Annotated in this window: 13 protein-coding genes; 3 read left to right on the forward strand and 10 right to left on the reverse strand. The window is 70.6% G+C overall.

What is annotated here, in order from left to right; translation table 11 throughout:
- Window position 1: 1 nt before the first annotated feature.
- The 9 genes from FGM06_RS11255 to FGM06_RS11295 form a co-directional block, all read right to left on the reverse strand.
- Window positions 2-1261 carry an MgtC/SapB family protein gene (locus FGM06_RS11255; protein WP_144799946.1) on the reverse strand — a complete coding sequence of 420 codons (1260 nt, stop codon included), beginning with the start codon at window positions 1259-1261 and terminating at the stop codon, window positions 2-4.
- Between the two features lie 119 nt (window positions 1262-1380).
- Window positions 1381-2343 carry an archaeosortase A gene (artA, locus tag FGM06_RS11260; protein WP_144799343.1) on the reverse strand — a complete coding sequence of 321 codons (963 nt, stop codon included), beginning with the start codon at window positions 2341-2343 and terminating at the stop codon, window positions 1381-1383.
- Between the two features lie 145 nt (window positions 2344-2488).
- Window positions 2489-2941 carry a transcription elongation factor Spt5 gene (locus FGM06_RS11265; RefSeq protein WP_144799344.1) on the reverse strand — a complete coding sequence of 151 codons (453 nt, stop codon included), beginning with the start codon at window positions 2939-2941 and terminating at the stop codon, window positions 2489-2491.
- Window positions 2941-3117: a protein translocase SEC61 complex subunit gamma gene (locus FGM06_RS11270; RefSeq protein ID WP_123114379.1), complete on the reverse strand. Its 177-nt coding sequence runs from the start codon at window positions 3115-3117 to the stop codon at window positions 2941-2943. The genes FGM06_RS11265 and FGM06_RS11270 overlap by 1 nt, the downstream gene beginning before the upstream one ends.
- Window positions 3118-3233: 116 nt before the next feature.
- A complete protein-coding gene (gene ftsZ / locus FGM06_RS11275; protein WP_144799345.1) occupies window positions 3234-4388 on the reverse strand; it encodes a cell division protein FtsZ in 1155 nt (384 codons plus the stop codon).
- Window positions 4389-4488: 100 nt separating this feature from the next.
- Window positions 4489-5928 carry a D-aminoacyl-tRNA deacylase gene (locus FGM06_RS11280; protein WP_144799346.1) on the reverse strand — a complete coding sequence of 480 codons (1440 nt, stop codon included), beginning with the start codon at window positions 5926-5928 and terminating at the stop codon, window positions 4489-4491.
- A 73-nt stretch (window positions 5929-6001) separates the two neighbouring features.
- Entirely contained in the window at window positions 6002-6952 is a 951-nt protein-coding gene (locus FGM06_RS11285) for a calcium/sodium antiporter (RefSeq protein WP_144799347.1), read from the reverse strand.
- A 91-nt stretch (window positions 6953-7043) separates the two neighbouring features.
- Entirely contained in the window at window positions 7044-7238 is a 195-nt protein-coding gene (locus tag FGM06_RS11290) for a DUF7333 family protein (protein ID WP_144799348.1), read from the reverse strand.
- A 94-nt stretch (window positions 7239-7332) separates the two neighbouring features.
- Complete coding sequence (locus FGM06_RS11295; protein ID WP_144799349.1) at window positions 7333-8250, reverse strand: PhzF family phenazine biosynthesis protein; 918 nt, start codon at window positions 8248-8250, stop codon at window positions 7333-7335.
- Window positions 8251-8339: 89 nt separating this feature from the next.
- Between FGM06_RS11295 and FGM06_RS11300 the strand changes: the two genes are divergently transcribed.
- Window positions 8340-9686, forward strand: a complete 1347-nt coding sequence (locus FGM06_RS11300; protein WP_144799350.1) for an alkaline phosphatase family protein — start codon at window positions 8340-8342, stop codon at window positions 9684-9686.
- Between the two features lies 1 nt (window position 9687).
- Window positions 9688-10242, forward strand: coding sequence for a DUF7097 family protein (locus FGM06_RS11305; protein WP_144799351.1), 555 nt, complete (start codon window positions 9688-9690; stop codon window positions 10240-10242).
- A 44-nt stretch (window positions 10243-10286) separates the two neighbouring features.
- On the opposite strand, the gene FGM06_RS11310 is transcribed toward FGM06_RS11305, so the two are convergent.
- The gene (locus FGM06_RS11310) at window positions 10287-11027 is read right to left on the reverse strand and encodes a hypothetical protein (protein WP_144799947.1); all 741 of its coding nucleotides are present in this window, start codon (window positions 11025-11027) and stop codon (window positions 10287-10289) included.
- Window positions 11028-11220: 193 nt separating this feature from the next.
- Between FGM06_RS11310 and FGM06_RS11315 the strand changes: the two genes are divergently transcribed.
- Complete coding sequence (locus FGM06_RS11315) at window positions 11221-11889, forward strand: DUF6517 family protein (RefSeq protein ID WP_144799352.1); 669 nt, start codon at window positions 11221-11223, stop codon at window positions 11887-11889.
- The last annotated feature ends 183 nt before the right edge of the window (window positions 11890-12072 follow it).

The raw sequence follows: 12072 nt of genomic DNA on the forward strand, positions 1-12072 counted from the left end.
GCTACAACAGGAGTAGCGGAACGCCGACCGCGACCCCGACGGCGATCAGCACGAGGTTCCAGAGCAGCACCGGGCGGACGAGCTCGCGAGCGATGCTCGCCGCGAACGCGGTCTTGACCAGGATGCTCGCGGCGGTCCCGGCGATGACCCCCGTGACCGCCGTTTCGACCGATATCTGCCCGGTCCCGAGCAGCGAGACGGCGGTCGTCGTCGCGGTCCCGGAGGAGACGAGCCCCGCGAGGAACGACGTGGCGACGAACCCGCCGGCGCCGAACATCCGCTCGGCGCCGGCGGAGACGAGCAGCACCGCGAGGAACAGCGCGCCGAACGTCAGGGCGTTCCGGAGGCTGAACGGGGAGGTGAGCTCCGCCTCCATCGTCGTCCGCCAGTCGCTCCGCCAGATCGCGATGGAGACGCCGGCGAGCGTGACCGCGCCGAGCGGCGCGCCGACCACGAGGGCGGCCTCCGGAACGAAGACGGCGACGACGGCGGCGTTCCGGAGGGCCATCGCGGCGTTCGCCAACAGGATCGATCCGACCGCGATGTCGAGCAGGTCCGCCTGTCCCTTCGCCCGTTTCGCCATCTCCGCGACGACCGCCGTCGAGTTCACGAGCCCGCCGAAGAAGCCGGTCACCGCGTAGCCGCGCCCCTGGTACCGCTTCACGAGCACGTAGTTGACGAACCCGATGGCGCTGACGGCGACGACGAGCGACCAGATGAGCCGCGGCTGGACCGCCCCCCACGGGTCGATCGTCTCGGTCGGGAGCAGCGGGAAGACGACGAACGCGAGGATGGTGAACTCCACGGCGCTGCGGACCTCCTCGCGGGAGAGCCCCCACGCGAACTGGTGGAGCTCCCGCTTCAACACGAGCAGCAGCGAGGAGAGCATCGCCACCGTCACCGCCTCGATGAAGAATTCCTCGGCGACCAGCGCCCCGACCCCGTACGTGACGAGCATCGACACGGAAGTGGTGAGCGAGAGGCCGTCGACGTCCGACTCGACGAAGCTCCGGACGGCCAACAGCACCGCGATGGCGACGATCAGGACGCCGCCGACGATCAGGAGCCCGTCCTGGTCGAGCAGCGAGAACACCGCCGACGCGAGGCCGATCAGCGCGAACGTCCGGATCCCCGCCGACTTCTGGGACCACTCCCGCTCGAGTCCGAGGAACATCCCGAGCGCGGTCGCCAAGATCAGTTTCGCGACGTTGGTCTGGAGGTACACGAGGGGGTCGACCGGGGTCGCGGCGACCGGGGTCAGCACGGCCGATCACCCCGGCCGTGACACCGTCGCGCCGACCGAGACGTCCCGTCCATGGGCCGATGTCTCGCGCAATCGACCCTATACTTTGGCATGACGGTCGGCCCGTCCGTCCCGCCTCAGCGGTTCGTCGGCTCCCGCGGGAGGTCCAGCGACTCCGTCAGGTCGTGTTCCTCGCCCGTGAGCAGGTAGAGGACGTCCTCGAGGATGACGGCGAGCTCCGGGAGCTCCCGCACCGCGAGGAACGTGATGCCGATCAGCGCGACGACCGCGAGGAGCTGGCTCATGATCCGGTCGGAGATGAGGAACGAGACCCGGTACGGGTCGCTCGCGCCGAACATCGCGAGCACGAGGTCGGTCTGCCACTGCATGTACTGGTTGCCCGCGACGACGGAGATGAACGTCGTCCGGAGGATGTTGAGCACGTAGATGAGCGGGATCGAGACCGCGAGCGCGCGGAGCTTCCGCGAGAGCGGCGCCCGCACGGCGGCGACGAGCCCGCCGAAGATCGCCATGCTCCCGAGCCCCGTACACGCCAGCACGACGTGGATCGTGACCGTGTGGCCGTCGGGGAGCGTCCACGCGTACGCCGCGTCGTACCCCTCGTAGCTCGTCACGCGCTCCGGCGCGTAGCCGAGGAGATCGATGAGGAATCCGGTCTGGGTGGCGACCGCCTCGATGAGGATCCGGCGGGGCTCGGGGAACGCGACGCCCGCGAGCGTGAACGCCGGGATCGTCTCGAACGGGAGGTAGATGAACAGCATGAGCGAGATGGCCCGCGTGAGCGTGAACAGCGAGGCGCGGCCGTTGTACAGCAGGTAGCCGGCGTAGATGCAGGCCGGGACGCCGACGAGCGCCAGGATCGACTCGACGTAGCTCTGGTGTTCGAACGCGAAGTACGGGACCGTCGTCAGCCAGAACAGTCCGAACAGCGCCCACGTCCCCGCCGCGAGCGACCGGCCCGCGGCCAGTCCGCGGCTGTCGAGCAGCCACGAGACGGCGAAGAGGATCGCGACGAGCCAGGCGAAGGTGAACGTGTCGGGGATCAGGCTCAGGATCGCCGGCACGCCGGGACCGAACATGTCCGAACCGTCGGTCGTCGTCGGATAAAGCCCTTGTCGTTGCCGACGATCCGTGGGGTAGTTCCGGAGCGCGGCGAACGGAGACAGACGGCGGTGCGGGGCGCCGGAGAGAGACGGAGAAGAGAGGAAACGCGATTCGACGCGGTCAGCGCTCGTCGGAGTCGAGCACCCGGATCTGGTCGCCGCGGACGGTGACCGGGATCGGGACTGTCGCCTCGTACAGCTCGACGGTCACCTGGTCTTTCCCCTCGTCGATGCGCTGGACGCGGGCCTTCTCGCCCTTGAACGGGCCGGCGATCAGCTCGACGATGTCGCCCTCGGCGATCCCCTCGACGTCGGGGGTCGGCGAGAGGAAGTGCTCGACCTCGGAGAAGGGGCTCTGGGCAGGCCCCTCGGAGCCCTGGATGACGCCGCGGGCGTGGGGGATCTCGTCGAGGATCCGGGCGAACACGCTGCCGTCCGTCGCCTCGACCATCACGTAGCTCGTGAGCTGGTCGGGGGCGATGACCGCCTGGATCTCCGGCATCTCCTTCTCCGCGAGCATGTCGGCGACGGTGCGCTCCTGGCTCGCGGTGGTCTTGACCGAGAAGATCGGCATCAGGCGCCGACCCCCGGCAGGAGGCTCATGATCGCGAACATCAGGAAGCCGATGAAGCCGACGAGGAGGATGCCGGCGCCGGCGATCTTCGAAACCTGGAGGAACTCGTCGGTGCTCGGCGTGCTCGCCAGTTTCAGCACCCGAACGTAGCTGTTGAGGTCGTACGGAACGTCCATGTTACGACGCGCTTCGAGGCGAGGCGGTTTTTACCTTTTGATGCGGGGCGATCCCGGACCCGAGAGCGGGGACCGCGAGAAGGAGCGCTATCGAGACGGGCCGCGCGGGCGACGCGTCACTCCACGTAGTCGATGTCTTCCATCTCCGCCGCCGTTCCCTCCGGCGGCTCGCCGTTGTTCCCGTAGATCTGCGGCGACTCGACGCCGGTCACGACGATCATGGTGCGCATCTCGCCCTCCAGCTCGTCGTCAACCGAGGTGCCCCAGATAATCCGCGCGTCGGGGTCGATCCGGTCGTAGATCTCCTCGACGACGCCCTCGGCCTCCTCGATGGACATGTCCGTGCCGCCCGTGACGTTCACGAGCGCGGAGTTCGCGCCGGAGATGTCGACGTCGAGCAGCGGCGAGCGAAGCGCCGATTTCACCGAGTCCTGCGCCTTCGAGTCGGAGTCGGACTCGCCGAGGCCGATCATCGCGACGCCGCCCTTCTCCATGACGGTGCGGACGTCGGCGAAGTCGAGGTTGACCAGCCCGGGCATCGTGATGAGCTCCGTGATCCCTTTCACCGAGCGCATCAGCACCTCGTCGGAGACCTTGAACGCCTGCCGGACCGGGAGCTTCCCGACCGCGTCGAGCAGGCGGTCGTTGGGGACGACGATGACCGTGTCGCTCACGTCGCGGAGGCGTTCGAGGCCGGCCTCGGCGTTCGTCCGGCGGACCTCGCCCTCGGCGGTGAACGGGGTCGTGACGATGGCGATGGTGAGCGCGCCCGACTCGCGGGCGGCCTTCGCGACGACCGGGGCCGAGCCCGTGCCGGTGCCCCCGCCGAGCCCGGCGGTGACGAACACCATGTCGGAGCCGTCGATGGCGTCCTGGATCTCCTCTTGGGACTCGATGGCGGCCTCCTCGCCGACTTGGGGGAGGGAGCCGGCGCCGCGCCCCTGGGTCTTCTGCTGGCCCATGAGGATCTTCGTGTCGGCCTCGATGTTGACGAGGTGCTGGACGTCGGTGTTGGCCGCGACCAGCTTCGCGCCGTGGATCCCCTCCTCGGTCATCCGGTTGACCGTGTTCCCGCCGGCGCCGCCGCAGCCGACGACCGTGATGTTCGTCTGGAGGTCCTGTAAGACGTCCTGTAGCTCGTCGTCGGTCATCGTCCCGGACTGCGGCGGGGCGCCGGCCGCCGCGTCGGTCGCACCGGCGCCGGCCTCCCCGGCGTCGTCCGCCGGGGGCTCCTCGGCTTCGTCGATGGCGTCCTCCACGATAGAATCCATTATGTGGTGTGGTTGCGACCCGGACGTATTTATTTTTGCCCAATGTCTGACGCGAGTCAGACGCCGGGAGACCGGCGACAGCGCGGGAAAGCCGTCGGCTTCACTCCGCCGCGTCCGCGGCGTCGATCGGGAACCGCTCCGTCCGCGACCGCGACACCTCCTCCGGGGCCACCGCGTCGCCGTCGACCTCGACCGACTCGCCGTCGGCGAGCCGACCGAACGCCGGCCCCTCGGGGACGCCGCGGTCCCGTGCCAGTTCGGGATCGAAGGCGGTCTCGCGGGCGACGACCGCGCCGTCGGCCACCTCGACCGCGTCGTACCCCTCTCCGAGCACCGCCGCGAGATCGGTGACGAGGTCGGCGTAGTCTGGGGCGTCCGCGCCGTCCGCGAAGGCGGCCGCCCCCGCCGCGCGGGTGCCGGCCTGTTCCGTGTCGAAGGCGACGGCGTTCGCCGCCACGGCCTCTCGGGTCGCCTCCGGGTCGATCCCCTGCGCCCGCGACAGGAGCCCCCCGGGAAGCTCGCGGACCGAGACCGCGTCGAGCGCGCCCGACTCCGCGGGGGCGACGTCGCCGAACCGGAGCCCCTCCTCGACGGTCGCGAGGTCGCGCTCCAGCCGCTCGACCAGCGGGAGCGGCCGGTCGCCGACCTCCCGGACCCACGTCTCGCTCACGACCCCGTGCCCGAGCTCCTCCACGACGGCCGCGAGCTCGGGCCTGTCGCCCTCGATCACGGCGCGGTCGGCGCGGCTGCGCGCGAACGCCTGCTCGATCGTCTCGCGGTTCGCCTCGGGCGCGCCCATCTCGCCGAGCGCCCAGTCGGCGCCGACGTGCCCCACGGCCCACGCCGTCTCGCGGACGATGCGGGTGAACCGCGGCGCGTAGTGGCCCCCGCCGAAGCCGACGACGTGGCGGGGGGCGTCGCCGTCGACGAGGTCCGGCCCGGTGCCGCGGAGGTCGAGGACCGCGCGGGCGACCGCCTCGGCCGCTTCCGGATCCTCCCACTGCGCCTCGTCGGACCCGAGCTCGACGAACAGCGAGGGGACGGAGACGTTCGTCGGCCCGTGGTGGGTACACTCGACGCCGACGTCGTACCCCTCGGGGGCGCGCGCCGCCAGCGCCTCGACGACCCGCTTCTCGGCGCCGGGGGCGGGGTCCGCGAGCGTCTCCGGCTCGCCGCCGTACGGCGCCGGGCCGAAGTTCCCGGTGACGTGGGCGGTCAGGAGCTCCCCCGTCTCCCCGGAGTGCCGGGAGACGAAGACGAGGAAGTCGGGGTCGCCGGCGCCCTTGGCGTCGTTCTCCGTGGCGGCGTCGCCCGCGTCGACCTCGCCGCCGCCGCCGAACGCGGCGGCCGGGTCGTCCAGTTCGATGTGGAGGCCGTCGAACTCCCGGAGCTCGAACCCGTCGGTCCGGTAGTAGGTCCCGCCGCCCGCGGCGTCGGGGCGGGTCTCGTCCACGCGCTCCTCCCAGTCGCCGACCGCGAGCAGGCGCTCGCCGATGTGTTCGGAGGCGCTGTCGGCCCGGCTGACGACGATCGCTATCACGGATTCCGGTCCGGGTCGGGCCGCCGAATAGGCGTCGATTCCGGGCGCCGAACCGTCGGGACCCGGAGCGCGCTCACGGGAGCAGCAGGTACGCGAAGGCGACGTAGCCGGCGACGAGGACCGCGCCGTCGACCCGGGAGATCCGATCGCCGCGATACATGATTCCGACGAGCCCACCGGTGAACGCGAGCAGCGCGGGGAACTCGAAGCCGCGGACGCCCGAGCTCACGCCGATCGGCCGGATGACCGCGATGATCCCGATGACGGCGAGGACGTTGTAGATGTTCGACCCGACGACGTTGCCGACGCTGAACTCGGCCTGGCCGCGCACGGCGGCGACGACGCTCGCCGCCAGCTCGGGGAGCGAGGTACCCAGCGCGAGCACGGTGAGCCCGATGAAGATGTCGGAGAAGCCGGCCGCGGAGAGCAGCGACTCCCCGCCGTCGATCAGCCACCGCGACCCGAGCACCAGCGCGGCGATCCCGCCGACCACGGCGGTGACGTCGCGGAGGCTGGCGTCCGGCATCTCCGCGCGCTCCGCGGTGGAGATGCCGGACTGGGTCTGCCGGATCCGGCGCATGACCACGACGGTGAACGCCACGAGCGTCCCGAGCAGGAGGAGGCCGCCCGGTCGGCCGATGCGCCCGTTCCAGCCGAGCCCCACGAGCAGCAGCGCGGCGAGCACCATGAAGGGGACGTGGCGCTCGAACACCGTCTCGGAGACGTTGAGGGGGCGGATCAGCGCGGAGACGCCCAACACGAGCCCAATGTTCGCGATGTTCGACCCGAGGATCGTCCCGAGCCCAACGTCCGTCGACACGGTGACGGCGCCGAGGAGGGAGACGAACAGCTCGGGGGCGGTCGTCGCGAACGCGATGACGGTGACCCCGACCGTCGACGCCTTCAGGCCGACGGCGAGCGCCAGGTCGCTGGCGCCCTTGACGAGCAGTTCGGCGCCCGCGTACAGGAGGGCGGCGCCCCCGACGAGGAGCAGGAGTTCCGTGAGCGGCGACCCGAGCAACACGGCTCCCGGTTGTCGGTCATATTTAAAAAGCGCCGCGGTTCGGATCAGCCCGCCCCCGCCGTCGCGGCGGTCACGGGTCAGCGCGAGCCGGTCAGGCGTGCGTCGCCCGGAACTGGCCGTGCTTCACGCCGATCGCGAAGGCGACCGCTCCGAAGGCGAGCATCGACGGAACGACCATCATCAGCGTGATCCGCAGCGGCATCACTCCGCTTCCGATCAGTCCCGCGGCGCCGACCGCGACGATCAGTACCAGCAGCGCTGCCGCGCGTGGGAGGTCGAACTCCATGTCAGCGGTACGTCCCGGGACGGCCTAAACGTTCGGCTCGGCGACGGCGTCCGGGTCGCGTCCCGGAGACCGGCGCCGCGGGGCTCGGACGCGCTCACGCCTCGATGATGTCGTCGTCCCGCTCCGCCGGCAGCGTCAGCTCGCCCTCCGTCGAGACGACCGCGCGACCGCCGACCCGGACCTCGTCGCCGTCGACTCGCACCCTGACGTGCCCGGGGCGGTCGAGGAAGTGGCCCTGTTCGAAGCGGAGGTCGTCGGGGAGCTCGCCGTCGAACGCGTCGACCGCCCGGAGGTACGCCCCGACCGCGCCGCTCGCCGTGCCCGTCACGGGGTCCTCGTCGATGCCCAGAGCGGGCGCGAACGCCCGGCCGTGGAGCGTCGACGCCGCGTCGAGCGCGTCGAACGTGTACGCGTAGATCCCGGCGACGTCGTGCTCGGTCGAGATCGCCTCGACGGCGGCCGCGTCGGGCTCGGCCTCGCCGAGGCGCTCCAGGAAGTTGACGGGGACGACGAGCCACGGGAGCCCGGTCGAGGCGACCGCGACGGGGAGGTCGGCGCCCACGTCCCTGAGGGCCGCGGGGTCGATCCCGAGCGCGTCGCCGAGGCGGTCGGCGTCGAGCTCGGCGCCGTCAACCGGCTCGACGGTCGGCGGGTTCTGTCGCATCCAGACGGTGCCGTCCTCGTCGACCCGGATCGAGAGGTCGCCGACGTTCGTCCGGAGGGTGCGCTCGCCGGCGTCGATCTCCCCCGCGTCGTACAGCGCGGCGTAGCTCGCGATCGTGGCGTGGCCGCAGAGGTCGATCTCCGTGGACGGGGTGAAGTAGCGGACCCGCTCGTCGGCGCCGTCGCCCGCGTCGAAGAGGAACGCTGTCTCGGAGGCGCCGAGCTCGGCGGCGATCCGCCCCATCCGGTCGTCGCTCAGTCCCGCGGCGTCCGGCACGACGCCGGCGACGTTCCCGGCCAGCGGTTCGTCCGTGAACGCGTCGACGAGCAGCGCGCGTCGCGTCTCCATGCGTCACCATCGCGGGGCGGCCCCAAAAGGGTCCCGAGCCGGTCCGGGACGATGTCAACCCTTTTGCCCTCCACGCCGGATGTACCCCTATGGGCCTCTTCGACCGGTTGCGCGGGAACGACACCCCGCGCGTGGCGTTCATCGGGATCGACGGTCTCCCGCACGGTCTCGTCGCCGACAACCCGGACACGTTCCCGACGCTCTCGGCGATCGCCGCCGACGGCGACGGCGGGCCGATCGACAGCACCGTGCCGCCGGAGTCGAGCGCGTGCTGGCCCGTCCTCACCAGCGGCCGGAATCCCGGAGAGACCGGCGTCTACGGCTTTCAAGACCGGGAGATCGGATCCTACGACACCTACGTTCCGATGGGGCGAGACGTCCAGACGACCCGCGTGTGGGACCGCGCCACCGACGCCGGGCTCGACGCGACGGTGATGAACGTCCCGGTCACGTTCCCGCCTCAGCGGACGGTCCAGCGGATGGTGTCGGGCTACCTCTCGCCCGACTTGGACAAGGCCGCCCACCCCGACGAGCTCCGCGAGTACCTCACGGGCAGCGACTATCGGCTGTCGGTGAACGCGAAGCTCGGGCACAAGGCGGACAAGTCGGAATTCATCGAGCACGCCCGGGAGACGCTCGACGCCCGCGCCGCCGCCTTCTCCCGGTACGTCGAGCGCGACGACTGGGACCTGTTCGTCGGCGTGTTCACGGCGCCGGACCGGATCAATCACTTCCTGTGGGGCGATTACGCGGAGAACGGGGAGTACCGCGAGGCGTTCCTCGACTTCTACGCCGCGCTCGACGAGCACATCGGTGCGGTCCGGAAGGCCCTCCCGGACGACGTCCGCCTCGTCGTGGGATCGACCCACGGGTTCGCGCGGCTCCGCTACGACGTCTACTGTAACGAGTGGCTGGAGCGGGAGGGCTGGCTCTCGTACGACGACGACGACCACGGCGCGCTGACGGACATCGACGGCGACACCCGCGCGTACTCGCTCGTCCCCGGCCGGTTCTATCTCAACCTGGAGGGCCGCGAACCCGACGGGGTCGTCCCAGAGTCGGAGTACGAGTCCGTGCGCGCCGAGCTGCAGTCGGCCCTCGAATCGTGGGCGGGCCCCGACGGGAAGCCGGTCGCGAAGCGCGTCGTCGAGCGCGAGACCGTCTTCCGCGGCGACCACGACGAGATCGCGCCGGACCTCGTCGTCATCCCGAACGAGGGGTTCGACCTCAAGTCCGGCTTCCGCTCCCACGACGCGGTGTTCGACCCGGACGGCCCGCGGACGGGGATGCACACCTTCGAGGACGCCGCCCTCTTCGTCGACCACCCGGACGCGAACGTCGAGGACGCCGACCTCCTCGACGTCGCGCCGACTCTCCTGCGACTGCTCGACGTCGACTACGGGCGGACCGACCTCGACGGCGCGAGCCTGATCTGAGATGGAGCGGACGCCGGACGGGACCCCGGTCGGCGTCGACGACCCGTACGCGGTCGCCGGCGTCTGCGACCACCTGACCGACGAGGGTCGCTGTCGGTTCGCGCTGACGCGCTCCGGCGACGATCCCGAGTTCGCCGCGGCCCGCCGCGCCGACGGCTACGCCTGCCACGTCGGTCCCGGCGGCGCGTGGCGGAAGTGTCCCCACTACCGCTCGACGACCGACGGCCGCGAGTGTCACCGCTGCGGGCTCGAGGAGGTCCGGATCGCCCACGACGACGCCCGACCGCTGGTGGAGGAACACCACCTCTCGTACGGGAGCGCGGACGGCGGCGCGGCGGAACGCGAAACCACCGAGAGCGACGACGCCGGGCCCCACGAGATCACGGTCGCGCTGTGCCGCTGGTGTCACACGAAGGTCCACAAGTCGTTCGCGCGGATCGACGACGACGCGAGCCCGGACCCCGAGGCGATCGCGGCACGCGAGGGTCGGCGGAGCAGAGAGAAGTCCGAGTCCGCCTTCGAGACGGCGAGCGAGCGGTTCGACGCGGGAGAGTAACCCTGTTTCCGAGGCGCCCTCGGCGCCGAAGCCTGAGCGGGGTCTCAGGCGTCGGGCTTCGGCCGGATCAGGTTCGCAAGCGCGACGAGGACGCCCAGGAACCAGCCGAGCGGGACGGAGATGCCGAGCCACATCAGGACGTAGCCGAGGCCGGCGACCCCCCACTGCTCGCCGAACGTCTCCAGGTCGAAGGCCCCGCGGAGCGTCTCGTTGATCCCGCCGACGGAGAGGAACGTGTCGAGGATCCAGACCGCGAGGTCGTAGCTCGGATCGAGCACCAGGTTCGAGATAGAGGGGGTGAGGAGCCCGGCGACCACCGGCGGCAGGAAGATGGCCGTCATCGCGAACGGGTACGCGAGGAGGACGCTGACGAACCGCCCGCCGGCCTTCGAGAACCCGGCGGCCGCGCCCGCGGAGACGACCGCCACGACGCTGGCGCCGCCGATCCCGAGCATCACCTCGGTAGGGAGCTGGAAGTGCGCGAGCAAGGTGAGCGACCCCCAGACGAGCGTCGCGACGAGGACCGCGCCGAGCACGCCGAAGCGGGCCACCGCCGAGTCGAGCTTCGCGGCGTAGTACCGCGTGGCGAACCCGACGAGCAGGAGCGGGTACGCGACCGCGACCAGCGGGCCGCCGAGGATCGCCCAGAGGTAGTACCCGACCGTCTGGACGGCGGTCTCCGGTTTCCACTTCCCCAGCACCGCGCTCGGATCCAGCTGTCGCGGGAAGACGACTTCCATCCACGTCTCGTGGAGACGGACCACGTCAAGGAGGAGCGCTTCCACCAGCCCCGTCTGTCCTCGGCGTTCCATTTGGCTCACTTCGCGCGCGCCACACCGTGAACTTTGTGCCTTCGTTCGCGCGGCTGACATCGAGCGCGCACTGACCGACTGCGCGCCGACCGAGCGCGCCGCCAATTATCAGACAGGGATCCCCGCGTCGATACGCTTAACCGTTACAACGGGCCTAACAGTGCTCATGCACAGACGTGGACTGCTCGCGGCGATCGCCGCATCGACGTCCGTCGCCGTCGCCGGGTGCGCCGGCGGAGAAGACGGGAGCTACGAGTACGACGCGGATCCCGCCCGGATCCCGTCGGAAACGGCCTCCGACGCCGGGTACGAGGGCGAGGAGCCGGAGTCGTTCACCATCGAACAGGAGTTCGACGTGGCGGGCGTGAACGCCCAGGTGTCGGCGACGACCTGGGTCGCCGGGTACGAGAACCCGGACAACGGGTCGGCGCTGTTCGTGGCGAGCACCCCGGACGCGTCGGTCGGCGGCCAGTCGGTCAATCCCCTCGTCCGCGCGGACGACGCGGAGCTGATCCGCCGGCTGTTAGAACAGACCGACCAGCGGGGATTCGGCGGCGAGGGCACCGACGTGGAGGCCGAGGACATCGAGAACCGCGGGTCGGAGACGCGGACTATCCTCGAGCAGGAGGTCGAGGTCTCGATCCTCGAAACCACGATCAACGCGGAGGTCGACGCCGGGAACAACCAGAGCGGCAGCGCCGAGGACGTCCCCGTGTTCCTCTACGTCGCGACCGTCCGGCACGACGATGACGTGATCGCTCTCGTCGGCGTCCATCCCACCGCTATCGACGCCGGCGACGCCGTCCTCTCGCTGATGGAACAGGTCGAACACTGATCGTCGGCCGGCCCGGCAGTCCACTCCTTCCGACGTCGCCAACGGCCAGAGAGCGACGGCTCAGATCGCCGGACGTGAATCGATCCGACAGCGACGTTTCCGCGAAAGGAAGCTTCTGTCTCCGTAAATCCTATAATAAACAATCAACCGAATGAGCGTGTTCCACGAACGCCAGACGGTGGC

The sequence above is a fragment of the Halorubrum depositum genome (assembly GCF_007671725.1).
In the GTDB taxonomy this organism is placed as follows: domain Archaea; phylum Halobacteriota; class Halobacteria; order Halobacteriales; family Haloferacaceae; genus Halorubrum; species Halorubrum depositum.